Raw genomic sequence first — 25,070 nt, 5'->3', positions numbered from 1 at the left:
GGACAAAGGTCGACAAATGGAAAATAAAGAAGTATTGATCTGACAGGATCGTCAGATCAATACTTCTTTTGTTTATAATAACAAATGAATATTATTTTCTTATATGATCGTATAATATGATCGCATCAGACCGTTGGTGAAGAGCCGCCATCTACAAAGATGTTAGCTCCCGTGATATATTGAGATTCGGATGATGCTAAAAAAGCAACTATGTTGGCTACTTCAGCAGGCTCACCCATTCTTCCGATCGGCACGCCAACCGTATCAATGATATTTTGGAAGGTCTCTTCAAAACTGACTCTTGACTGCTGGGCTATATTTTCTACAAACTCATTCATCAATGGTGTTTGAATGACTCCAGGAGACACCACATTAACTCTGATTCCTTTTGATCCTACTTCGCTGGCCAGTGCTTTGCTGTAGGCATTCAGTGCCGCCTTGGCCGCCGAGTAGGACATCGTCATGTTCCAGATCGGCTGCTTGGCAGCTCCTGTGGATATGTTGATGATCGCGCCCTCCTTCTGTTCAAGCATAGATGGCAATAATGCTTTGTTGATCCGGACGACCGACATAAAATTAAGTTCCCAGTCATTAAACCAGTTTTCATCTTCCAACGTGCTGTAACCTCCCCCAGGTCCTAAATTGGCGCCGGCATTGTTAACGATGATATCTATTCTGCCATATTTTTCCAATATCTCCTTTGCAATTTTTTCTGCGCTATCTGCCTCGGTAAGATCAGCGGCGATAAAATGATGCCTGTTGCGATTATCCTTTGCTTGTGTTCGGGCAGTTGTTACGACCATCGCCCCACTTGAACTAAGTTTGTCGGCAATGGATCTTCCTATTCCCTTTGTGCCACCGGTCACCAATGCCACTTTTCCTTTTAAAGAATCATACATAATTTGTTGTATTTTATAAATTAAGTTGTAAATCTATTTCCATTACTTTAGTTTTGCAAGTAGTTACACGAATGTGAACTAATAACCTCCGTGTGACTTTTGCTGTAAACCAGATTCTTATGGAAAAAGAAAAAATTAAAAAACCTGAAAATAAATGTGAGCTTCAAATGATCCTTGACATTATTGGAGGTAAATGGTCAATGTCCATCATTTATGCGCTAATTCCTGACAAGAAACGTTTCAAGGAACTGGAAAGAATGATCCCTGGGATAAGTACAAGAATGCTGGTAAAGGAATTAAAGAATATGGAAGAAAATGATATTGTGGATCGCAAAGCTTATGCAACCGTGCCGCCGACAGTTGAATATTCATTGACAGTTAAAGGTAGAAAGTTAGAACCCATCATTAATGAGCTTTATAAATGGGGACTTGAATATGTGAATAACTGAAAATAACAATCAATTTTCAGTTGTATGATCAATTAGATACCTGAATTAATTGTGCAATCTGGCTGTAAAACCCGGAAGAATTGGATTGATAAGATACACTATGGGGAAGTAATTTATTATGATAAAAAATATAAGCCTCGACAAATATCGAAGCTTATATTTTTACTGTGATTCTTGAAAACCTGGTTACTAAATATGTTTACCATTTTTTTAAAGAATCAATTGATCTTAGTGGAAAACTTACTGATCGGTAGACGAGATTTTGGAGCCGATGCGAGGAAGTCGTTTTCATTATCCCGATAGCCTAATGACAGGATCACCGAGGCGTGAAGACCTTTTTCCGACAAGCCTAATACCTCATCAAATAACTTTGGGTCGAAGCCTTCCATAGGCGTTGCATCCACCTTTAACTCTGCAGCAGCGATGAGGGCGGTACCCAAACCGATATATGCTTGTTTGTCTGACCATATCACATTTTGATCGGGTGTCTGGACAGAGAAATAGTCGACCAATGTATCCTTCAAGACGTTCAATGCTCCGTTTTCCAAATTTCGTTGCTGTTCCATCATCTCAATATAGTCGACGATATAATCGCTGCTTATTTCATTGAATCCGGCAAAGACCAGTAAATGAGAAGAAGCATGGATCTGTGCATTGAATGACCCTTCTCCCAATCTTTTTCTGATTTCGGGATTTGTGATGACAAATAGTCGATAGGGCTGTATTCCGCAAGATGAAGCGGTAAGATTGATAGCTTCAACAATTTGATCGACCTTTTCTTCGCTGACCTTCTCCTCGGAGTATTTCTTGACAGCATAACGCCATTTTAGATTTTTGATTAATTCCATTTTTTATCTATAAATTTAATGGGCAAATTTATCCATTCAATGTGTATATTTGTAACCAAGTGACAAAAAGTTATAGTGACAAACGGGTAACCAAGTGAATGGTATGGAACAAGAATTTGATCTGGTAAAGGATTGCAGTCAAAAGATACTGGCAATCAGTGATACAATGGAAATTTTGAGCGGGAAATGGAAGATGTCCATTATTGCATGTCTGTGCTATAGGCCGATGCGGTACTCCGAATTGCTGAAAGAGGTCAAAGGCATTTCCGGAAAGATGCTCAGCCGTGAGTTGAAAGATCTTGAAATTAATGAACTGATCAACCGTCAGGTCCTAAATACGGCGCCTGTTGCTGTGGAATATCAAATAACCGAGTACGGAGAATCACTAAAACAGCTCACAAGCACCATATCAGATTGGGGATTCATTCATAGAGAACGCATTATTTCAGGAATGAAGAGAAAAATGGACAGCAAATTGTAAAATGATCCATATACTCTGGAGAGTCGATAATTCTCCTATCTAAAATCCTAATTCCATAAAGGGCCAATACCCGTAAATCAATTTACAGTGCACTAGTCGCCAACCTGCTGATCACATTGACTCAGTTTATTGCCGGGGCAATCACCAACGGCTCTTCTATGATCTCTGAGGGAATCCACTCCACTATTGATACCACATACCAGCTGTTATTGCTGTATGGATTGAAAGGAGCAAAAAACCTGCAGATGATATCATCCTCCATTGGTTCATTTTGTTATAATCCAGCCGGAATAAATAATACATATGGGATCTGCAAAAATTTAAACTTTAAATCTCCGACGTTATCCGTTTTTTATGATTGACTCCCCAACTGCCCAACATGGACACCAACTCTTTTAGTGTTTCCGCATAGTCAGTCGGTACATATTCGACCAAAATCGGATAATTTTCCGAATCAACCTTTCTCTTTACCAGCCCGTTAAGTTCCAGTACTTTCAGTTCATTTGACAAGACTCTTGGAGTGATTCCCTTTACAGCACGCTGGATCTCATTAAATCGATGATAACCACTTACCAAAGCAACTATGATCCTAAGTTTCCATTTGCCTCCCAATACATAGATCGCATCTTCAACTGCTGAAAGATTGTCTGCACATTCAATTTTTGTAAAAGCCCGCTTTTTGTCAATTCCTTTCATAACTATCCCAAATATTACTACTATCCTTTTATATACTACTATTAAAACAATAGTAAATATAGAATAAATTTGCGGATATATAAATATTTACATGAGACAGTTATTGCACATTATGTCAAGTCCGAAAACTAAGAATTCTGCAAGCAGAAAATTGGGTCGGATAGTGGTTGAAAAGATAAAAGAAAAATATTCTGATTTACAGATAACTGAATATGACCTTGCACTAAATACAATAGCACATTTGGATGAAGACCACATTGAAGCATTTTTTACACCTGCAGAAATTCAGACAAAAGCACATCAACAATCTTTAGTGCGGTCAGACCGGGCAATTGAAGATCTCTTAAAAGCTGACATTATTGTGATCGAGGCTCCTATGTACAATTGGAATATTCCCAGTACGTTAAAGGCATACTTCGATCAGATAGCACGAGCTAAACTAACTTTTCAATATACTGGTGAAGGCCTGTTGCCAAAGGGTTTGCTAAAAGAGAAAAAAGCATGCATTGTTACCTCATCCGGCGGAATCTATTCTGAAGGTGAATTGGGATCTTACGATTTTACTACAAATTACGTTCGTTTTTTTCTGAACCTTCTGGGAATAGAGGTCGTCAATGTTTTTCGTGTAGAAGGGCAAGCAATTTTTGGATCTGAGAATGCTATGTTAAAAGCTATTGAAAGCGTTGTGATCGATGATCAATTATAATGTGTTTAGTTCAGGCTATATTTTGTTTTTTTGGTTGAAACTAATTCCTATTAACACCAGAAAATAAGAGCAAATTAAGACTAAAAACACTCTAATTTATTTCATTATACAAGCTTTGCCAACACAAATCCAATGACGAGTGCCAGAAAAAATGCGATAATGATCTTTCACATAGTCAGTTTTGCTATTTTGAACCTCCTGATTCAATCTGAAATTTTCCTGCTTCAACGTTTCCAGATTGACCTGCAAAGACGACGTCTTTTCATTGATAGAAGACTGTACATTCTTCTCATGCAGAACAGCGATCTCTTTTTTGTAGCTCTCCATTTCAGCCTGTCGCTGTTTTTGCTGCTCCTGAAAATTCTTCTGAAGATCTTCCAACTGTTTCCAGGATGTCACCTGAAGTTTCAGAAACTCTTCTGACAAGGTTTTGTTATGTGCTTAACTTTGTTCCTTGTATATTTTCTGGGCTTCGGTGAACGCCTCGTTTTTCTTCTTTAACTGCTTTTCCAAGGTTTCCACCTGTTCTGAAAACTGCCTCGTCACATCTTTTTTCACCTCATCGATGAGCAGAGCCCTTGAGTTCGATCTTTCGTGGGAAAGCTTTTCAGCAGTGGTGTGCAATCCTGCACCATAATCGTGCGGTAAATGAAAAAGTTTGTCAGCCAGCCTTTCCAATTATGTTTCATCGACTGTGTGGACGATGGCTGTGACAGTAACCGGTTTTATCGCAATGAATGATTCGGACAAGGTCAGGTCATTAAAGGTTTCCATACTTTCTTATTTTTAACAGAAAAAAGGGAAATTTAACATTAAAAATACTACTTTGTATTGCATAGTATTAATTAATAGATATATCTTTGCATAAAATCACACCACTATGCAAAGATTATTTTTATTATGCTCTATTGTTTTGTCTTCTGTCTGTTCGAATGCTCAGGGTCTGAATCGAAAAATCGACAGTCTGATCCAATCAGAATTTAAGGATAACAACGGACCGGGCGGCGTTTTCCTTATTGCCAAAAAAGGGAAACCCGTCTATGAAAAAGCCTTCGGAATGGCCAATCTGGAATTGGACGCCAAACTGAATACAAATAGTGTATTTCAGATCGGTTCGATGACCAAACAGTTTACAGCGATTGCTATTTTAATGCTTGAAGAAAAAGGAAAATTAAAGGTCAGTGATCCGATCTCCACATACATTCCCTCATATCCTAACGGAGATAAGATCACCATCCATCATCTTCTGACCCACACTTCAGGTATCAAGGATTTTACGAAAATGAAGGTCTTGCAGGACATTGCTCAAAAGGAAATGACGCCAAAACAGATGGTTGACCTCTTTAAAAATGAACCAGGCGATTTCGCTCCCGGAGAAAAATTCGAATATAATAATTCAGGATATGTCGTTCTGGGTTATATCATTGAGTTGGTATCAGGTGAAACATATGAAGATTTTATAAAGAAGAATATATTTGAGAAAGCCGGGATGACGAATTCTTATTATGCCAGTGACAGAAAAATTATCAAAAACAGAGCATTTGGCTACCACAAGAAAAGTACCGGTTACGTGAATAAAACAGTCATTAATTTCAGCGTTCCTTTTTCTTCAGGTTCATTGATGTCTACTTTGGACGATATGCTCAAATGGCAGAATGCTTTAAATCAAAATCTATTATTAAGTTCTAAAGAAGAAACAAAAGCTTTTACCAAGTACAAACTCAATGACGGTCAGGAGATAGAATACGGCTACGGTTGGCATTTGAAGAACATCAACGGCATCCCAACCCGTGAACACGGCGGAAGTATTTTCGGATTCAAATCGATGGCTGTTTATATTCCAAGTGAAGATATTTATGTGCTTGGATTCAGCAATTGTGACTGCAACTCTCCCACTCAGTTGGTAAAAGATATGGCTAAACTGGCTCTTGAAAATCTAAAAAAATAATTCATATGACAGAATTTTTTGTACGAAGCAGACAATTGACGATTAAAGATGAAATTAAAAATATTTTATTCCTCGTTCTAGTCACTTCCAAAGGCTTACCAGAAAAAACATTTCGACATTAAAGACATCTATGCCTGTACATACTGCGGAGAAACCGCAGAACTTAATTCTGGAAGGTATCGATGTCAGAGATGTGATCATGAGGAATGGGTAAATGCGTAAATACAATACGGCTAACTTAATCTGCAGCCTCGCTATTTTCAATCTGATTGTTCTGAAAGGCGGTAATCCCGGCAATCTTATTGTCAATGGTTTCGTAAACGATCTCCACAGAAAATGAGGATAGCTTATATATCGCAAACCTTAAATTGTTTTTGGTCGTCTCATCAATTATTTGTCCTTCAGAAATTACAAGCTCAATCTGAGATTCCTTGGATAGATTATTAAAATTGTAATATGAAATAAACATATGATTTCGTTTTGAATTTAATGATTTCTGCTAATATTTATTATGTGATCTCCGGAATTGCTTCAATTGATACAAAATGAAATTACAACTCCTTAAGCAATCTAAATGTAAGGTTTATCCTAGGTTTCATTGGATGTATAGATTTTGCGATCCTGTGTTCCCAATTCTCCTGTAGATCACCTTTCATAATGAGTAATGAACCGTTAGGAAGTGGTAGACTGTATTTGCTTTGATGGTGATCTTTCTTTCTGAAATCAAAATTTCTTGTTTCGCCTAAACTGATGGAGGCAATCACCGGACGCGTTCCATATCTGCTCTCCTTATCCCTGTGCCATGCGACAGAATCGTTATTATCGCGATATAAATTAAGGAGTACACCATTAAACTGATAGCCGAATTTCTTTTCTATTCTTTCTTTTAAAGATAATAGCTCCGGAGTCCAAGAGTTGGTACCGGAAATATTATTATCTGCCGACTCGTTGTATTTTGAATCACCGTACCAAGCTGTTAACCTCGGCGTTATAACCATTTTATCATACATTTTTTGAGTACGCTGTTCCCACGGAGCAGTTTTAAGCAGATGATCTTTTAATTGATCCGCCTCTTCTCTACTCAGGAAATTCTCCTTGTATTCCAAAAGGTCTTTTGGAAATTCATAAAATTCTATTGCTTCAAACAAACTTAACTGAGTCATAATCTTCAATTAATTTTTATTCAAAATAAATTTAATTCTTATTTCCAATTCTTTCTTTGATATGCTTTATATCAGTTTTAATCTCAGTTATAAAATTTTGAATATGATATTCTGAAAATTCATCAGGTTCGTATTCCTTTGTATTAATACTGCATGCAAACTCCCAAATTTCTTTAATTTCAGGCAATGGAATTTTATAAGGCTCATAAAATTGATTGTCAGCCTTAACCCAAATGCCATCTGCTTCGTGAAACTGAAACCTTTTGTAACTGATCCCGTCATTCGTTGTGATGAAAACATAAGTTCTGTCTGTTTTCAGGTCCGAAAGATTTTCGACATATTTTCCTACGATGTAGGTTCCATTCTTATAGGGTGGCATTGAATCTCCGTCAGCGGGAAATGCCCTGAACTTACCTCCTTTTAAGAATGGTAACGATATGGTCTCCAGACTTTCTATATATTCAGGATCTCCATAGCCGTTTAAGTAGCCCATAGAAGCTTTTTGTGGAATAATCTCAATCTGATCGTTTCCATCCTGATCAACTCTAATAGGAAGAACAATTCTATTATCGGGAAGTTCCATAATCTCATCGACTGAAAATTTTCTAACATCTACAGTTAACAAAAGGTCGATGCCGATGTTATAGAATTTTGAAATTCTAAGCAAAATTTCAATCGGAGGTTCTGTTCTTCCATATTCATAGGCGACATATCTGGATCGGGTAAGAATTAACAGATCTGCCAGCTCTTGCTGAGTCATATTTTTCTTACCTCTCAGGAACACGATGTTATCAGAGAACTTTGACATTGTTACAATTTTAGACAACAAAAATACAAAATTTGTTTCAAAACGTAACTAAGTTTGTCAAATGGAAAGAGCAATTACACATATGGACTTAGATACTTTCTTTGTCTCCTGTGAACGGCTGACAAAACTCCGAATTGGAGAAAAAGCCTTTGATCATAGGAGGTGGAGAACGTTGTTTGGTAGCATCCTGCTCTTATGCGGCGAGATACTTTGGCGTTAGAAGCGTAATGCCTATCAAAATGGCAATGAGATTATGTCCGGAAGCTAATGTGATCAAAGGTGATATGGAACACTATTCCAATATGTCACATCTGGTAACCGAGGTCATTCAGGAAAAAGTACCTGTTTTGGAGAAGGCAAGCATCGATGAATTCTATCTCGACCTATCAGGAATGGAAAGGTTCTACAGTTGTTATCAGTGGACGAGGGAAATTGCTGATGCTGTTCAGCGAAATAGCGGCCTGCCGATAAGTTGTGCTTTGTCCAATAATAAGACGGTCTCCAAGATCGGGACCGGCGAATCAAAGCCTGTCGGACGGTTTGAAGTAAAAGAGGCCAACATACAAAATTTCTTAGATCCGCTATCTATAAAAAGATACCGATGGTAGGACCTGAGACATTCAACTTTTTTTCAAGACTGGGAGCCAAGACCATCAAGACCCTTTCTGAAATGCCGGTCGACGTATTACAACAACTGATCGGAAAGAATGGATCTGTATACTTTGGGAGAAAGCCCATGGCATAGATGAGACACCTGTGCTACCCTACTCTGAAAGAAAGTCAATCTCTACAGAGGATACCTTTGCACAGGATACGATCGATATTCAGAATGTCAGGAGCATCATTTCGGGGATGGTGGAAAAGCTTGCTTTCCAGTTAAGGCAGAAAAAATGGCTGACCTCAATCGTTTCCGTGAAGATCAGATACTCAAATTTCGATACAGAGACCAAACAGTGCAGAATTCCCTATACCTCTGCAGACCACACCTTGCTTCGGTATGTCCTGGAGCTCTTCAATAAGTTGTACACCAAAAGAATGAGTATCCACCTGATCGGCATCCGGTTCACAGGATTGATTCATGGACTTCATCAGATGGATCTTTTTGAAGATACGGAAGAACTTATTTCATTGTATCAGACAATGGACAAGATCAAGAACAGATTCGGAACTTCCAGTGTGGGGAGGGCATCCGGCCTTCTAAAATAAATAAACTACCTATGTTTCTCAATTGCCATACCTACCACAGCCTGCGTTACGGGACCATTTCTGTCGAAGATCTGGTAATGTTGGCCGTTGACCATAAGTTAAAGGTTATGGCACTTACTTATATCAATACCGTGACCGGTATCTATCAGTTCTACAAACTTTGTCAGGAAAATGGGATCAAGCCGATCGTAGGTATGGATATTCGGGTTGAAAATCAACAGTATTATATCTGTCGCTATCCCCAGATCTAATCCTGTGTTGAATGACAGTTTTGTGATCTATTCCCTGCTCTGATCTCAAGAAAGCATGTGCCTATCAAAAAGAAAAACCATCCCGGTAAAAAAGACGATATGTATTTCGGGACCTGGATCGATGCCGAAGGACAATATTTTGACACAGCCCACTTTCCTGACAGTCTGAGAAAGTTTCCTTTTAAGGAAGGTGGCATTTATCTTTTATTGGGAACCGTTGAAGTTGATTATCATTTTCCGACCGTCACCATTACAAAAATGGCGAAGATGCCTCTTATTGCCGATTCGAGATATTCAATGGACAAAGAAAAATCATTGGAAATCGAGAGAGGGCTTCGGGACGATGTGAGTGTGACTTCCAGAAAACCGTACCCACAAGAGAATGAGATCAGGCTGCCGAGAAAAAGACCAATAATGTATAGTATTATTGTTGCCCTGACAAACTTTTCTATGTATAAAATTTGTTTCGTATCAAAAACAAGAAAACCCAGCAAAAAGCTGGGTAAAAACTAATAACCATGAAAACTCAAATTAAACTTGAGAATCGCTTCATAAGGAAGCAATAATTAAGCCATGTAATTTTAAATTTTCTAAAACTTAGTTATATTATGTTAAAATTTGGCTTGATATTTATTCAGAAAATTGACTGCGCTACAAGTAACTGTATTTAATATCGTACCTGTAATTACTGGTATTTACTTAATTGTTAATAATATCATGATATATGTTGCAAAAAAATGTACTTCAAATGCTTAATGATCGTTTTTTGAGATTTTTTTAAAGTGGTAATAATACAAATTCACAAATTATAATAATCTACTCCTCAGAGATAAATTTTTTATGGTTAACTCCTCCAATATTTAAAGCATAGATAATGGGGGTTTAATGTATCGGCATCAGGCTCAGATTTATAGATAAAATCGGTCATTCTTCTTTTAATGAGCTTATACTGCTCCAATTCCTTAAGTTCTTTCGCTAAGGCTTTTAGAGTAATTCCTTCAACACTATTTAAATATCAGTAAATCTCTGATTATCCATACCTACTGAAATAAGAAGTCTCAACTGCAGTAAAAAATGGTGTTACCATAAAAAATGATCTTCTAAAGGTGACACGGTGAAAAGGAGCGAATTGAAACTCAAGAGACTTCAGCTGGAAAACGGCGTGGTTTTGGCAACGAGACAACTTTGCCAAACGACAGGCATACCATACCATGAAAGTCTCAAAATCAATGGTGAGCCTAATGTTTTAAATGCTCCCGGCTTCTATTACATTGAACCCGGATCGGCTGTTACGCAGAGGAATGAATATCAGTTGCTGGAAACCTCAATTACAGCCTCTCAGTTGCAGACGGAACTGAAAAGAGGTGATGCCAGACCTTCCGTGAATGTCGGACTGTCAGGATTTTATCTTGACCAGTTAAGCAAAAACATGGATGGCCAATTTAATGGGATGGCATTTGTAGGCCTATCGGTTCCGATTTCAAACTGGTGGGAAGATAAACACAAGATCAAGCAATCGATCACCAAAGAAGATATCGCTAAAAATGAACTAAAAGAAGGTGTAGGATCATTAAACCTTCAGATTGAAAAATCCTGGAGGGATCTTGATGAAGCCTACAAAAGTATTCAGCTCAACGAAGAGACTTTAGTGCAAACGCTCGAAAACAGAAGGGTAAATGAGCAAAGCTACAAAAACGGATTATCCCAAATGTCCGATCTGCTGGATTCTCAAGCACAGGTAAGTGAGACCCGCGAAAAATTAATTGAATCAAAGATCAATTACCAAATTGCAGTTGCCAAATATCTGAAAGATACCGGAAGATAGGAAGATGTATGAAATTCTGAAAATACTTTTCTGAAAATTCATCTTCTAGTGCATTTGGTGGTGAAAAGTACAATTGCATTAGATTACTAAAAAGAGAATGGGAGGCAAAAGAATTCCAAGAAATGACTCTCATCACTCTTGCGAACGTTTTGACCGTTGGTCTGTGATGATAATATTTGCTTTTTGACCTTGATAGGATTTAATATTCACTTCATCTCGGCAAAGATGACTTTTGTGGAAGCTAAGTTTGTAATACTGCTGGCAATTACGTCAGAATGTTGATTTCTGATAAAGTTCAAATGTGCAGGAAATGTAATCGTACAATAAAGATTCAATCTGTCATTTTTTTTTATCTTTTTTTAATACTAAAACAAAAAAATGTTAAATTTACACCTTAATTTCCAAATATAAACTGAATGGGTAACGAACTATCTAATTTAGTATTATGAATTACCAATCAGAAAAAGCTATTTCTCTTGAGCTCAACCACCTTAATAATTCAGAAAAAAACCAGCATACAGTCGGTGATTTTGAAATTTTTGATTTGAGTCGGATAAATGTTGATAATATTTTTTTTTCTTTCAATTATTCAAGAAAGACATTTTACACAGCTACTTTATTACTGGGAGATTATATTCTAGAATTTGAAGATAGAAAAGTTAATCTGACAGGCAGTAACTTGATATTTACAAATAATAAAATTCCCTTTGGTATTCAAGCTGTCAATCGAACTAACTGCGGTTTAAGCTGTGTTTTTAAAGAAGAGTTTATTACAAAAAATAATTCTGGCTACAGGTTGCTGGAATTACCGATATACAAGCCAGGAAGGCAGAATATTTATTCTATCACTGATACCCAGACTGAAAAATTCATAGATATCTATAATAGAATTTTTGACGAAAGGCTAAATGGTGGAGAATACCAAGAAAGTTTACAACGCACTTATTTGCTTGAGCTTATCTTTCATGCCCAGAAGCTGGATCCTACAGACTCTTACATCAAGGTTAACAATACCACTGAGGAAATAACATGTTCATTTATACGACTTTTAGAATCTCAATTCCCTATTGATACACAAGAGGATATTATTAAGTTAAAAACTGCGGGAGATTTCGCAGAGCATTTATCGCTTCACCCTAATTATCTAAACCGTCAGGTCAAGCTGTCAAAAGGCAGGACTGTTAGCGAAATCATAGCAGCTAGGATTGGCCAGGAAGCTAAGATACTACTCAAGGTTACCAATTGGAATATCGCTCAAATAGCTTATTCACTTGGGTTTGAGGAACCTTCACATTTCAATTCTTTTTTCAAAAAACAGAATAAGGTATCTCCCACGGACTACCGGAAGCTAAAAAAAGATTAAGAATCTTTCACTCATTCTCACCAATAAAAAGTTTGATTTTCATAAGGATCGGTTTGATGAATGTTAGTCATCCTTACACTTGTCTATCTAATTTTGTTCAACAGTAGTGAAGTAAACGCTGGGGCAAATTTGAATTAGTCGGATAATTCGCGGATATACGTTAATAAAGTCAAACTACTTCTGACAAGTAATTATCTCGCTCAGAGGAAATGGAAGTTCAAAACTAGTGATTCAATAAAACCACAACCTTCAACGCATACATTCCCTGACCATCAATAGTATATGAACGACTTATTTATGGGATCTAAATGCTGAATCGAGCAAAAAATGAGCAATTATGAACTATTACTGTAGTAACAATGTATAAAATTAAATAAATGAAAGTTAGAGAAAACATTAGAAAAATATTTGAACATTTGGGTGATGATTTTTTAAATGAAGTGGAGGATTCCGTCATAGAAAAAACTGTTGGCGCAAGAAAAGATGTTATTATCGAAGGCGAAAAGATCGACTATATCCCAATTCTTCTAAGTGGTTCTGTAAAGGTCTACTCTCTAATTGACGGAAGGGAAATGGTATACTACTACATTAAGCCGTACGAAAGCTGCACAATGACTTTCTCGTCTATATTTACGAATTCCAGAAGCAGAATATATGCTTGTACAGAAGAATCATCAGACGTACTGCTATTGCCTGTTGACAAGGTTTTGAGGTGGATCATAGAGTATCCTCTATTCAATCAATTCTTTTTAAAGGAATATGACAGGCGTTACACTGCAATTATGGAAATGGTTACCCAGGCTGTCTTTTATAAATTGGACAAAAGAATACTAGATCTTCTCGATAAGAAAATAAGGGAAAATGACGGCAAGGCCATTAAGATATCACATAAGGAAATAGCAAATACGCTCGGGACTGCTCGAGAGGTTGTTAGCAGGATTCTGAAAAAATTTGAAAATGAAGGTTTAATAAGCCAGTCAAATCAATGGATAACGATCTTGTCACAGAACTAAATATTGACAGATAGATTTTATCTATTCAGTAAATAATTAATAAATCTAATATCAGTGACTAATATCACCGATCATTTTTTTTAAGTCAATGTAGATTTGCCCTCAAGTAAAAAGCAGACCTATGACAAAAATTTTAGTATTCTTATTGATGATCTCTTCAACTTTCGCTTATTCGCAAGAAGATCTATTGAAAGATATTGACACTATTTCTACGAGCACAACAACTGCGCCACCAGCCTTTAAGGCACTTCAAATCGTTACTGGGCAGTCAACCAAGCTTACCGCCAAAAATGAGTGGTACGTTGTGATCGCACACAGGTTCGGTGATATAAGCACAGGCTTCAAAAATTTCTTCGGATTGGACGATGCTTCTACAAAACTAGGTGTTATCTATGGTCTGACAGACGAAATTTCCCTAAGTCTTTCGAGAGAAACCAATATGAAAACTTTTGAAGCCGGAACAAAGTACAGGCTTTTGAAACAGAGCGACAATATGCCTGTGGATCTTGTAGGATACAATGTGCTGGCCGTAAATACAGACCTGAGTACAGACAATTATCCAGATCTAAAATTTAGCGACAGACTTTCCTACCTTACACAGGCATTGATCTCCAGAAGGTTCAGCGATAATTTTTCTTTACAGCTGACGCCATCCTACGTGCACAAAAATCTTTATGAGCCTTCAGTAGAAAATAACAATCAATTCTTGACCGGATTGGGTGGAAGATACAAAATTTCCAAAAGGATATCGGTTAATGCAGAGTATTTTGTGAATTTTGACGATCATAGTTTTTACAAAAATCCCTTATCACTGGGACTCGATATTGAGACAGGAGGTCATGTCTTTCAGCTTTTGTTCAGTAACTCACAGCTGAACTCTGATATTGGCTATTTGACCAATGCGACCGGAAAGTGGGAAAAAGGACAGATCTTTTTTGGGTTTAATCTTTATAGAGTATTTTAAAAATGAAAAAAACAATTTACATGGCGGGTCTCTTTTTTTCTGCTGCATCGTGCGACAGCACTACCTATGAAGAGATTTCTGACAATACCCCTATTACTAGCATTGTCAAATATGAAGCTGATATCAAACCTATCATTGAGAACAGTTGTATCAGCTGTCACTCTTCTTCGAGTTCTGCACCACTGACAAATTACAGCCAGGTCAGAGCGAACATTGACAATATCATAAACAGGATCCAGAGGCCTGCCGGAGATCCATTAAGAATGCCTCAAGGTGGTTCACTACCCCAAAATCAGATCAATATCATTGTTAAATGGAAAGCCGATGGGCTTATAGAAAACTAAAAATATTATGAAAAATATACTTTTAATTGGCATTTCGCTGCTGTATGGCAATCTTGTATTTGCACAGAAATATAGTTCTAAGACGGGAAAAGTGACCATTGAAGCTTCTCTACCTATGGTTGAAGATGTTTTTGCACAGGATGACAATAATATTGTCGTGCTCAATACTGATACTGGTGACATGGCTTCCGTATCCGTGGTGAAAAACTTCAGATTCAAGGTAAAATTGATGGAAGAGCATTTCAATGAAAATTATGCGGAGTCGACAAAATATCCAAAAACAACTTTCAAGGGAAGGATCTTGAACTTTGACAAAACAAAATTGAGCGAAAGCCCTCAAAAGTTTAGTATTCAAGGGGTATTAAATTTTCATGGGGTGGACAAAAATGTATCATCTACAGCAAGTATTTCTTCAAAAGACGGGAAGATCCTCATCAGAGGGAGCTTTGTAGCGCGATCTGCGGATTTTAAAGTCACCATTCCTAAAATGGTTATGAAAAAAGTAGCTGAGAATGTAAACGTCGAATACAATTATACACTGGCCAGACAATGAGAAAATTATTAGTTTTTGCAATGTCCATTTTTGTTTTTGTTGCCACTTCAGGTCAGGCAAAAAGTAAATCGGTGTATGATATAGCAAGGAATGGCAGCGTGGGAGAACTTCTGGAATTAATGAAGCTGGATCCCGACATCATTGATCAAAAAAATGAAAACGGATTTTCCCCGTTGATCCTAGCATGCTACCGTGGAAATACCGAGGTCGCTGATTTTCTGATAGACCATGTCAAAGACGTGGATTACACCAGTCATGAAGGCACAGCCTTGGCAGGACTGGCCATACACTACAATAAAGGCCTTGTAGAGCATTTACTAAGTAAAAATGCCAACCCAAATATCGCAGACACCACCGGAACCACACCCCTTCACTGGGCAGTTAAATCAGGAAATAAAGAGCTGATAGAATTGCTTTTGAAATACAAGGCAGATAAGACAAAGAAAGATTCGATGGATAAAACACCATTCGAATATGCTTTAAAAACAGAAAACAAGGAAATTATTAATCTTTTAAAAAATTAAATATGAACAAACTTTTACTAATCTCGGTTTTGGCTCTTACAATAGGTGTTAAAGCTCAATACAGTTCCGGAACTGTCAATTTATCTGCGGCATCAATGACCGTAAAATTAGAAACAAGTCCTACCACCGCAACTATTACCCTGATCGGTGACAGTAATTCAATGCTTGGGATCGGATTTGGCAATATGGGTATGGCCAGCGGCTCGGATGGTTTCATTTACAACTCATCTTCCAACAGGGATTATACTTTTTCAGGATTTACAGCACCCACTGCAGATGCAGTACAAGATTGGACACAGACCTCAAACACTGTTTCCGGCAGCACTAGGACAGTTGTAGCAACTAGAACGCTTACCGGCGGAACTGGTGATTTTGCAATTGCAAATGCCGCAGGAGCGATCAGTATCTTCTATGCCAGAACCGCAGGTGGTCAAACCTTGGGATATCACGGAGGAAGCAGAGGATATTCTACTTTGAATATGGTAGCCTCCCTAGGAACAGATGACGTTTCGGCAAAAGACAAAAATATTGCCTTTTACCCAAATCCGGCAAAAGACATCGTAACTTTCAAAAATCCTGCTCTAATAGAATCTGTTGAAATTTATGAATCTACCGGGAGAAAAATAAGATCAATAAAATTAGACGGAGATCGAATTAACATTTCAGGATTAAAAAATGGTATCTATTACTTGGAAATTAATTTAAGCAACAGAACCCAGTCAGTAGAAAAGTTGATAAAAAATTAAGTTTTAGCTGTTTCGATTTTATGGACAGATTCTAAAAATATCCTTTAATTATTTGAGTGGCCGAAATTTAATTTTGGCCATCATTTTTTTCACTTTTGAAGAAATTTAAAGCAAAAGCATGCATACTTTTACTGAAGGTATTTCCATTGTGCTTTTGGCTACAGAAGATTTTGGTGATGTGATGATACATCATGCGACTATGATCTTGTCGCAACAGAGAGTTAATTTCCGAATACCGTAAAAGTGTCATTGCAATTATTTTTCTTCATTCTTCATATAGTGAATTATTCTTAATAAATTTGAGGCATGATAGCGGCATCAAAATCTTTTTTCAAAATATTACTTATCCTGTTTTGCATTGGAACTACATTATCTCTCTATGGTCAGCAAAATAATGCATTATCTGACGAAGTAAAACAAAATGGTACACTTTTCAATGAAAATTTAGATAAGGCATTCAATCAGATCGATCCTTTGCTGAAAAAAGCAAAGAACAGTAAAAATTATTCTGCCGAGCTAATTTTACTCGACAGAAAATGCAGATACTATTACAGTAAAAATCAGATTGATGATCTCATCGTGCTTGCTGAAGAACTTAATAGCAGAGCATTATCAATAGAAGATGTTTATTTTGAGGCAATGGCCAATATCTATTTGGCAGAGGCATACTCGATAAACGGATTTCATGATCGCGCCATTCCAAAGTTAGACAAAGCATACGCAATTCTAAAAAATGATAAAAGTGGACAGAAAAAAATATTTTTGGCAAAAACAAACGTTTTAAATAGTTACGCCAATATTTATTCTGATAAAGGTGAACCTAAAAAAGCCATTCAAAAATTACATGAGGTTATAAAAAGTTATAACGAACTAAACAAAGATGATGAAATAAAACATTTTCAATATGTCAACTACTCGAATATAGCAAGCCTCTATGGGGATTCCAACTCAGATTCTGCTAGGTATTTTGCTTTGAAATCTATAGAGTTAAAGCCTAGGGATAAAAAGGATGACGGTGTAATGATGATGAATTACTTTCTGCTTGGAAAAGCATATAAAGACGATTCTCAAGATAATAAAGCCATCAAATATTACCATAAAGCACTGGAAGTAAGCGAAAACACAGGCCTTGATCTGAATAAAAAATTAGTATATACCTCTTTGGTGGATCTTTACAAAAAGACCAGCAAAAAGGACAGCGCAATTATTTTCGAAAACAAGCTGAAACAGCTTCAGATCTCAATGTTGGAAAGCAAATACAATTCTCTCAAAAAAGTGATTGTTGAGGATCAGAAAGCTCAGAAAGCTCAGAAAAACAAATCTGACTACCGGCTTTACATTTTGCTCGCCGTTATTGTTATCGTCATCACAGCAACTTTTTATTTTGTCAGAAAACAAAGAAACAAGACAAGACGCTCACCACAAGAATCATATGCCACATTAGTAGATTTGGCAAACAGTGGTGATCCTTCGTTTATGTTCACATTCGAGCAGGTCTTTCCTGCATTTTCCGATAAGCTGCTCAAAATAAATCCTGACTTACAGAAATCAGAAATCGAATTTTGCGCACTTCTCAAGCTGAATCTATCTACCAAGGAAATTGCCAAAACAACCTATATTGAAACAAAAACAGTTCAAAACAAAAAATATCGCATCAGAAAAAAATTAAATATTCCACCTAATACTGACATATATGTCTGGTTCAGTGGTTTTGAATGAAAATGTAAACTACTGATTATCAAGATGAGGTATCAAATGAGTACTTTGTTTTTTTTGTAAAGGAAGCAATAGAGGACTTGCATATTACATAATTTGTAACTCTATAATTTATATTTGTGATGGCAATAAAGCCAATTCTATTCACAATTTTATAATGCAACCTTTTTTATGAAAAAATCATTATTATTTTTTTCTTCGTTGCTCTGCTTACTACTTTTCAATAGTGCAAGAGCGCAAGTATGGGAGTCAGTCGGAAGTTCGGCTGGCATCTCTGCCGGAAATGCCGGACGTCTTACAATGGTAAATGACTTTCAGGACAATTTGTACGTAGGGTACTACGATGCCGCAGCTCTGAAGGGATCTGTACAAAAATTCGATGGCACTTCGTGGTCGTACGTTGGAAATCAAGGGATGACGACTACCACTGCCGGATACAACTCACTGTCGGTAAACAATCAAGGTGTACCTTATTTTCTGAATCAGGCGGCGGCGGCTCCGGAAGTTGGACACCAGGCAAGGGTCTTTCAAAATAACGCCTGGACCTCATTACCAAATGTGACAAATGCGGTCATTAACTACAACTCTTCGACTATTTCAGCAAACAATACTTTGTTTGCTGTTAACAATGAGGCCAATGGAACTGTTAAAAAATTAGTGAACGGTGCTTGGGTACAAGTTGGAAATACCGGTTTTGCTGGTGGACTTCCTGCCTTTGTTGATATGGTCTCTACAACAGACGGGAAAATATATGTAAGTTTTAACACTGCAGGTTATCTTCACGTTTATGTGAACGATCAAAATGCATCTCCTACCGATGCATGGCAACCAGCAGGTGGTGTGGCAGACCTTGCCTCATCACCAACTAATGACGAATACTATTCTTCACTTGCAACAGACAGCAACAACAATGTATATGTAGCTTATGCTTCAAGCACTGCGGGAGGAAACAAATTGAATGTAAAGAAGTTCAATGGCACTACCTGGTCTCAGGTAGGTCCTCTAAATTTTTCACCTGGAAGAACAAAGTACGCAAGTATAGCAATCGGGGCAAATAATAAATTATATGTTGCAGTAAGCAATTGGGAAAATGCAGACACACTTAGAAACTATGTGATGGGCTATGATGATGCCACTAACACATGGAGTCAGGTAGGAACAGGCTATGCCTCGCAGGGACAAGGCTTGTTTAATTCACTGGCTGTGACAAGCAATGGTGATCTTTACTTGGCATATGTAGATTCTGTTCTGCAGAAATTATGTGTAAAAAAACTTAACTTGGCTGTTGTTGCACCAACCTCTTTGGAAGTTAGCACGCAGAACAACACTCCTGCCACTATCAGTGTTGATAAAGGAACATTACAATTAAATTCTGTTGTCAACCCTTCTAACGCAAGCCAAGATGTAGTTTGGAGTGTTGAGGAAGGAAGTACATTCGCAACCGTAAGCCAGACCGGTCTGGTTACAGCAATTGCTTCAAACGCTGTCGTAAAGATCAAGGCAACATCTGTGCTTAATTTTGCAGTTTTTGATGAGATCGATGTTACCATCACCAATCAGAATAGTCCTGTGGCGGCAGCTTCTGTAAAAGTTTCAACCTTGAATGAGGTCCCTAAAGAGATATACTCCATTGGAGGAACTTTGCAGTTAACTTCTAAAACTCTACCTATAGAAGCTGATCAGTACGTCAACTGGAGTATTACGCAGGGAGCCAACATTGCAAGTGTCGATGCGAGTGGCAAGGTCACAAGCCTAGCAGAAGGTTTTGCGATCATTCGTGCTACTGATACAAAGAGTGCCTTATATGACGAGATCCGTGTAGATGTTTTCAAAAATGGGTGCAGACAAGCGGTCAATACCAATTTCTTTGGTAGCGGATTGACCATTACAAAAAATGTCCGTAAGGGTGCGGACGACTTCATCGTACCGGCAGGAACAAAATTTGAAGTAACTAAAATCAGACTGAATGTAATATCCTCAGAAACTTCACCATTAGGGTCATTTGACATTAAGTTTTTGGATACCAGAAACAATGGTCAGCCAGGGAAGGAAATAGCATCTGTCTTAAATGTTGTGCCTACAACTCAAAAATATCTGAAAGAATATGGCGCTGGTCTAGCTCATTATGAGGTTGAACTTTATTTTTCTCAGCCAGTTGCTTTTAACGAAGGTACTTATTGGTTAAGTCCTTCAGCTACAGGACAAGATGGTTCTTCAGTATTCTGGGACTCTACCGTAGATGAAGAATTAGGATCTGATTATTACCAGGACAGATTAGACGGAAATGGTTGGATTATCGCGAACGATGGCGGATTCAACGGCGCCTTTGCAATCGTTGGAAATTGCACGCCGATGCCATTGACAGTAGGTGCAGTCCAAGGGCAGAACACTCAGATCTTGATCGGTCAAACAGTTCAGCTGGAAGCGAAATTAAATGGAAATATTACTTCCAACGTAAATTGGTCATTGATAGAAGGAAATACTTTTATCTCGGTTGACTCCAATGGACTCGTTACCGGACTTGCTTCCGGCATCGCTAAGGTCCGTGTAACAAATCCAGTCGATGGCAGCTACGCAACTGCTACGGTTTTTGTGACTGATCCTAATGCATGTGGTCAGGAAGTACCATCCAATGATAAGGAAGAAGGCTGGATCGGAGTTGCTGCTGTAGATATCGATGTGCCTGTAGGAACTAAGTTCACTATCAAGTCTGTGCTTCCAACTACAGTAAATTATGCCACTTCTTTCAGCTTCAAGTTCTACAAGGATGACAATGGAAAACCTGGGGAAGAACTTTTAGCAGTTGGCAGTTCAATTGTAGAGGACACCACGGGTACACAATGGCTACCATTACTATATTGGTCTCACAAATATGAGGTCAAATTGAATCAGGAAGTTGCACTGGAAGCTGGTAAGTACTGGATGACTATGGAATCAGATGCAGTTGCCTGGGAAGCTTCTACGTCAGGTGTTATTGGTGAACCGATGATGTTGTTTGAGGATGGATCTTGGAATCCATCACCAACAGGAAGTGATTTCGTGTATGAATTGAAAGGTACGTGTACAGCTTCTGATCTTGCCACAAGTGAGATCACTGGAAAAGACTTCAAATTCTATCCAAATCCTGTCAAAGACGTCTTGAACTTTGATTCTACTAAAAAAGTTGAGAGTATAGAGATCTTCGGTATGGCTGGACAGAAGGTAAAACAATTGAAACCTAATGTGTCCAATGGCAATGTTTCTACGGAAAAACTTCCTACAGGTGTTTACATTTTCACAGCCTCTTTGGAAGATGGAACAACCAGATCTTTCCGAGTGATCAAAAAATAATCATATCAATTTCAGGTAGAAATGAAGATAGGAAAGCTGTCTAAGTAAAATTAGACAGCTTTTTCTTTAAAAAATCCACATTTACGAAATATATAATATTTTAACATTAAATATAAAAATATCATAAATAATTAATGATAATAAGATGAATTTTACAATTACACAATATATAAAACTATGAAGAGAATTTTACTTACTAGCTTGATCGCGCTTGGAGCATTAGTATCAGCTCAAGTTACAGGATCAAAAACGATCGGCACCGATTACACAACCCTATCCGAAGCTTTTGCTGATCTTAATACCAAAGGTGTAGGATCTGGAGGAGTGACTTTGAACATACCGGCAGGTTATTCAGAAACAGCACCATCAGGTGGTTTTCAATTGGGAAGCACTGTTTTGAACGCCACTTTATCATCAGCAAATCCTTTGGTCATTCAAAAAAACGGCTCAGGAGCCAATCCTCTGTTTACAGGAAATACTGGAACGTCAGCCACTGTCGATGCGATCTTTAAATTTTCCGGAGTAGATCATATGACCATTGATGGTATTGACATAAAAGAAGATACCGCCAATACAACTGCCGTTACTTTAAATGAGCGAGGTTTTGCTTTTTACAATCTGACTGGCACAGACGGGTGTAATTACAACACCATCAAAAACAGCAAGATAACATTCCTGAGAAACTTTAACAACACTGCGATCGGGATCTACTTCGCCCACCAGAATGCAACAGGCACAGCACTGAACCCTACAACTGTGGAGGGAACACATAGCTATAACAAGATCTACAGTAATACGATTGAAAAATCATTGGGCTCCGCAGTTATATTCACAGGTTTCGCTTTTGCACCCTCCCCTTACACATTGTTTGATCAGGGAAATGATATTGGAGGATCTACCACAGCAACCGGAAATACATTGACGGATATTGGTGGCGTTGCAGGTGGTGCATATATCAATAACAATTACGGCTTCAACAATACGGCTCAAAATAACCTGAACGTATCCAACAACACCATCAATTTTTCCCCAAACGGAAAAGGAACTGTGGGAATTTTTGTTTCGGGAGCAAACGCCACTTTTACTACAAACAACAATATGATCAATGCATTTGGCAATGCAGATAATAACGCAGGAACCCAGCATTATGGAATTTACGCGAATTCATCAGGAATGAACTTGACTGCAAACAGTAATATCATAAAAGTTATAGCAGGAAGTTTCAATGGAGGAAGTGCCGCCTATGGACTTTACATTCAGAATCCAAGTGGAACTCTTACTGCCAATGGTAATGATATCTCTATGTTTGGCGTTGATACAGTTCAAGGCCTGTATGCTGGTACTACCGGATCTTTTTCCAACATCAGCAACAATATCATTAGAAATTTATCAACATCGGGGGCATTTTCCAATGCAAGTGGTATCTATCTGAACGGGACGGCAATTACCACCAATATTTCCAATAATAAGATCAGCGATATTGTTTCTAACGGAAATGGAGGAAATGCCTACGGGCTTTATGTTGGTGGCTCAGCAGCCAATACAACGACAAACATATTCAACAATCTGATCTCTGATATGAAAACACCTACCGCAAATGGCACAAGTGTAAGCTTGGCAGGGATCAACCTTGCTGCAACCGGAGCAAATTCTAAATTAAATGTCTATTACAACACTGTGAATTTAAATGCCGTATCTACAGGTACCAATTTCAGTTCAACAGGAATACTGCACGCTTACAATATCAATGCTACCAATGGCGCACTTAGCCTTAGAAATAATATCATCGTAAACACCTCTACTCCGAATGGAACCGGAACAACAAGCGCTTTTAGAAGGACTTCCGCAGTCAATCTGGAAAATTATGCAATGACATCGGACAACAACGATTTTGCAGTCGGCACAACTGGTTTTGTTTATTTCAATGGAACTACAAAGTACAACCTGGAAGATTTCAAAACTTTAGTATCAACTCGCGAAGCAAATTCGATCAGTCTGATACCCCAGTTTTTATCAGTTTCCGGAACCGACGCGGATTTCCTTAAAATCAATGGAAGCGCATCGGCCAATGAACTTCTTGACAATAAGGGAAGTAACATCGATGGCTATGCGACCGACTTTGCCGGCACAACAAGGAATGTTGCAACACCAGATCTGGGTGCTTATGAATTTTCTTACGCTGCACCTACAGTTGCACCAGATTGCACGACAATTACAGTTCCTTCCAACGCAACAACAAATGTGGTTCCGAATCCAGTGACAATCAACTGGACAGCAACCAACAATGCGGCAAGCTACAAAGTATATTTAGGGAGTACTGCAGGAGGTTCAGAAGTTGTCAATGGAACGGTTGTCACAGGTTTGTCATATGTCGCAAACCTGGATAGAAATAAAACCTACTATCTAAGAGTAGTACCAACAAACAATTTAGGAGATGCAACAGGATGTCAGGAAATTACTTTCTCCACCAATGATTTCACATACTGCACACCTTCATTCCCAACCGTGGAGCCTATAACGAATGTTACATTTGGAGGCATAAACAATTCCACCAGTGCAGTTTTGAACGGAACATCCGGCTATCAGGATTTTACCAATATTATAGGACACGTGAAAGCAGGAACTACTTCCGAATTGTCTGTCGCTGGAAAAAGTGATGCCAATGACGGAAAGAAATCGTTCTTTGTTGTCTTCGTTGACTGGAATCAGAACGGAAGCCTGAATGATGCTGGGGAAGTGTATTTTGGAGATGGGTCTCTGTTCGTAGACAATTCAACTGGTGAAGATGGTAAAACAGCTTTAGGAAACATCGCTGTTCCTGCCAACGCGAAATTGGGACAGACGAGAATGCGTATCAAAAAAGAATGGTCATATTCCGCTCCAGTGTCAACAAGCAATTTTACAAATCCTTGTGACAGGGCCAGAAACTTCGGCCAGGCAGAAGACTACACTTTGGATGTATTGGCAGATGGGACTTTGGCTACAACAGAAATAGGCAAATCAAAAGTTTCTGTGTATCCAAATCCTTTTACTGACATTCTAAATGTATCGAATGTCAAAGGTGTTAAATCTATTTCAGTCCTTGATACCACGGGAAGAAGAGTTAAATCTATTTCAGCATCTTCTGCAATTGATCTATCGAACTTAAATTCCGGATTATACATTGTTAATCTTCAAATAGAAGACGGAAGTGTAAAATCGTTTAAAGTCATTAAAAAATAATTTGTTTTTATTTAT

The 25,070-nt window shown here is 38.0% G+C and carries 26 protein-coding genes and 2 pseudogenes; 20 read left to right on the top strand and 8 right to left on the bottom strand.

The window, feature by feature from the left end; genetic code table 11:
• Window positions 1–125: 125 nt before the first annotated feature.
• Window positions 126–899: an SDR family oxidoreductase gene (locus IO90_RS09800; RefSeq protein ID WP_034966004.1), complete on the bottom strand. Its 774-nt coding sequence runs from the start codon at window positions 897–899 to the stop codon at window positions 126–128.
• A gap of 119 nt (window positions 900–1,018) precedes the next feature.
• On the opposite strand from IO90_RS09800, the gene IO90_RS09795 reads away from it, so the two are divergent.
• Window positions 1,019–1,348: a winged helix-turn-helix transcriptional regulator gene (locus tag IO90_RS09795; protein ID WP_034968868.1), complete on the top strand. Its 330-nt coding sequence runs from the start codon at window positions 1,019–1,021 to the stop codon at window positions 1,346–1,348.
• Window positions 1,349–1,566: 218 nt separating this feature from the next.
• On the opposite strand, the gene IO90_RS09790 is transcribed toward IO90_RS09795, so the two are convergent.
• On the bottom strand, window positions 1,567–2,196 hold the full coding sequence (locus tag IO90_RS09790) for a nitroreductase family protein (RefSeq protein ID WP_034966002.1): 630 nt from the start codon (window positions 2,194–2,196) through the stop codon (window positions 1,567–1,569).
• Between the two features lie 103 nt (window positions 2,197–2,299).
• Here IO90_RS09790 and IO90_RS09785 point away from each other — a divergent pair, with 103 nt between their 5' ends.
• Window positions 2,300–2,677 carry a winged helix-turn-helix transcriptional regulator gene (locus IO90_RS09785; RefSeq protein WP_034966001.1) on the top strand — a complete coding sequence of 126 codons (378 nt, stop codon included), beginning with the start codon at window positions 2,300–2,302 and terminating at the stop codon, window positions 2,675–2,677.
• 80 nt (window positions 2,678–2,757) lie between these two features.
• Window positions 2,758–3,039 carry a cation transporter gene (locus IO90_RS18755; RefSeq protein WP_081871798.1) on the top strand — a complete coding sequence of 94 codons (282 nt, stop codon included), beginning with the start codon at window positions 2,758–2,760 and terminating at the stop codon, window positions 3,037–3,039.
• Here the strand turns inward: IO90_RS18755 and IO90_RS09780 are convergent.
• Entirely contained in the window at window positions 3,005–3,373 is a 369-nt protein-coding gene (locus IO90_RS09780; protein WP_034966000.1) for a winged helix-turn-helix transcriptional regulator, read from the bottom strand. The genes IO90_RS18755 and IO90_RS09780 overlap by 35 nt on opposite strands.
• Window positions 3,374–3,464: 91 nt before the next feature.
• Here IO90_RS09780 and IO90_RS09775 point away from each other — a divergent pair, with 91 nt between their 5' ends.
• Window positions 3,465–4,079 carry an FMN-dependent NADH-azoreductase gene (locus IO90_RS09775; RefSeq protein WP_034965999.1) on the top strand — a complete coding sequence of 205 codons (615 nt, stop codon included), beginning with the start codon at window positions 3,465–3,467 and terminating at the stop codon, window positions 4,077–4,079.
• Window positions 4,080–4,175: 96 nt separating this feature from the next.
• Here the strand turns inward: IO90_RS09775 and IO90_RS09770 are convergent, their stop codons facing one another.
• Together IO90_RS09770 and IO90_RS09765 are read right to left on the bottom strand one after the other, a co-directional pair.
• Window positions 4,176–4,505: a hypothetical protein gene (locus IO90_RS09770; protein ID WP_034965997.1), complete on the bottom strand. Its 330-nt coding sequence runs from the start codon at window positions 4,503–4,505 to the stop codon at window positions 4,176–4,178.
• 15 nt (window positions 4,506–4,520) lie between these two features.
• Window positions 4,521–4,757, bottom strand: a complete 237-nt coding sequence (locus IO90_RS09765; protein WP_034965996.1) for a hypothetical protein — start codon at window positions 4,755–4,757, stop codon at window positions 4,521–4,523.
• 202 nt (window positions 4,758–4,959) lie between these two features.
• Here IO90_RS09765 and IO90_RS09760 point away from each other — a divergent pair, with 202 nt between their 5' ends.
• On the top strand, window positions 4,960–6,027 hold the full coding sequence (locus IO90_RS09760) for a serine hydrolase domain-containing protein (protein ID WP_034965995.1): 1,068 nt from the start codon (window positions 4,960–4,962) through the stop codon (window positions 6,025–6,027).
• 238 nt (window positions 6,028–6,265) lie between these two features.
• Here IO90_RS09760 and IO90_RS09755 read toward each other — a convergent pair whose 3' ends face one another.
• The 3 genes from IO90_RS09755 to IO90_RS09745 form a co-directional block, all read right to left on the bottom strand.
• Window positions 6,266–6,496 carry a hypothetical protein gene (locus tag IO90_RS09755; protein ID WP_051878497.1) on the bottom strand — a complete coding sequence of 77 codons (231 nt, stop codon included), beginning with the start codon at window positions 6,494–6,496 and terminating at the stop codon, window positions 6,266–6,268.
• 82 nt (window positions 6,497–6,578) lie between these two features.
• Window positions 6,579–7,190: an alpha-ketoglutarate-dependent dioxygenase AlkB family protein gene (locus tag IO90_RS09750; protein WP_034965994.1), complete on the bottom strand. Its 612-nt coding sequence runs from the start codon at window positions 7,188–7,190 to the stop codon at window positions 6,579–6,581.
• A gap of 31 nt (window positions 7,191–7,221) precedes the next feature.
• Window positions 7,222–7,998 carry a helix-turn-helix domain-containing protein gene (locus tag IO90_RS09745; RefSeq protein WP_034965993.1) on the bottom strand — a complete coding sequence of 259 codons (777 nt, stop codon included), beginning with the start codon at window positions 7,996–7,998 and terminating at the stop codon, window positions 7,222–7,224.
• A 61-nt stretch (window positions 7,999–8,059) separates the two neighbouring features.
• On the opposite strand from IO90_RS09745, the pseudogene IO90_RS09740 reads away from it, so the two are divergent.
• The 15 genes and pseudogenes from IO90_RS09740 to IO90_RS09680 all read left to right on the top strand — a co-directional run bounded on the left by IO90_RS09740 (window position 8,060) and on the right by IO90_RS09680 (window position 25,055).
• Window positions 8,060–9,204, top strand: a pseudogene (locus tag IO90_RS09740) (DNA polymerase IV).
• A gap of 11 nt (window positions 9,205–9,215) precedes the next feature.
• A complete protein-coding gene (locus IO90_RS19230; protein WP_076768777.1) occupies window positions 9,216–9,455 on the top strand; it encodes a PHP domain-containing protein in 240 nt (79 codons plus the stop codon).
• Window positions 9,456–9,494: 39 nt separating this feature from the next.
• Window positions 9,495–9,863, top strand: a pseudogene (locus IO90_RS09735) (DNA polymerase III subunit alpha); the annotation flags it as partial.
• Window positions 9,864–10,584: 721 nt separating this feature from the next.
• Window positions 10,585–11,280 (top strand): TolC family protein, encoded by a 696-nt coding sequence (locus IO90_RS09730; protein WP_165570269.1) that lies wholly within the window; start codon window positions 10,585–10,587, stop codon window positions 11,278–11,280.
• Window positions 11,281–11,725: 445 nt separating this feature from the next.
• Window positions 11,726–12,643, top strand: a complete 918-nt coding sequence (locus IO90_RS09725) for a helix-turn-helix domain-containing protein (RefSeq protein WP_051878494.1) — start codon at window positions 11,726–11,728, stop codon at window positions 12,641–12,643.
• A gap of 377 nt (window positions 12,644–13,020) precedes the next feature.
• Window positions 13,021–13,656: a Crp/Fnr family transcriptional regulator gene (locus tag IO90_RS09720; protein ID WP_034965988.1), complete on the top strand. Its 636-nt coding sequence runs from the start codon at window positions 13,021–13,023 to the stop codon at window positions 13,654–13,656.
• Window positions 13,657–13,777: 121 nt separating this feature from the next.
• A complete protein-coding gene (locus tag IO90_RS09715; protein WP_034965986.1) occupies window positions 13,778–14,620 on the top strand; it encodes a DUF5777 family beta-barrel protein in 843 nt (280 codons plus the stop codon).
• 20 nt (window positions 14,621–14,640) lie between these two features.
• Complete coding sequence (locus IO90_RS09710) at window positions 14,641–14,964, top strand: hypothetical protein (protein ID WP_051878794.1); 324 nt, start codon at window positions 14,641–14,643, stop codon at window positions 14,962–14,964.
• Window positions 14,965–14,971: 7 nt separating this feature from the next.
• Window positions 14,972–15,517, top strand: a complete 546-nt coding sequence (locus IO90_RS09705; RefSeq protein WP_034965981.1) for a YceI family protein — start codon at window positions 14,972–14,974, stop codon at window positions 15,515–15,517.
• The gene (locus IO90_RS09700; protein WP_034965979.1) at window positions 15,514–16,041 is read left to right on the top strand and encodes an ankyrin repeat domain-containing protein; all 528 of its coding nucleotides are present in this window, start codon (window positions 15,514–15,516) and stop codon (window positions 16,039–16,041) included. The genes IO90_RS09705 and IO90_RS09700 overlap by 4 nt, the downstream gene beginning before the upstream one ends.
• Window positions 16,042–16,070: 29 nt before the next feature.
• Window positions 16,071–16,787 carry a T9SS type A sorting domain-containing protein gene (locus tag IO90_RS09695; protein ID WP_228374675.1) on the top strand — a complete coding sequence of 239 codons (717 nt, stop codon included), beginning with the start codon at window positions 16,071–16,073 and terminating at the stop codon, window positions 16,785–16,787.
• Between the two features lie 118 nt (window positions 16,788–16,905).
• Entirely contained in the window at window positions 16,906–17,028 is a 123-nt protein-coding gene (locus IO90_RS19145) for a hypothetical protein (protein WP_262483376.1), read from the top strand.
• A 65-nt stretch (window positions 17,029–17,093) separates the two neighbouring features.
• Window positions 17,094–18,506 carry a tetratricopeptide repeat protein gene (locus tag IO90_RS18365; protein ID WP_051878492.1) on the top strand — a complete coding sequence of 471 codons (1,413 nt, stop codon included), beginning with the start codon at window positions 17,094–17,096 and terminating at the stop codon, window positions 18,504–18,506.
• Between the two features lie 168 nt (window positions 18,507–18,674).
• Window positions 18,675–21,833 (top strand): Ig-like domain-containing protein, encoded by a 3,159-nt coding sequence (locus IO90_RS09685; RefSeq protein WP_034965974.1) that lies wholly within the window; start codon window positions 18,675–18,677, stop codon window positions 21,831–21,833.
• Window positions 21,834–22,010: 177 nt separating this feature from the next.
• On the top strand, window positions 22,011–25,055 hold the full coding sequence (locus tag IO90_RS09680) for a GEVED domain-containing protein (protein WP_034965972.1): 3,045 nt from the start codon (window positions 22,011–22,013) through the stop codon (window positions 25,053–25,055).
• Window positions 25,056–25,070: the final 15 nt, after the last annotated feature.

It is taken from the genome of Chryseobacterium sp. FH1 (assembly GCF_000735135.1).
Taxonomy (GTDB): domain Bacteria; phylum Bacteroidota; class Bacteroidia; order Flavobacteriales; family Weeksellaceae; genus Epilithonimonas.
This window is presented reverse-complemented; position numbering and strand designations above follow the sequence as displayed.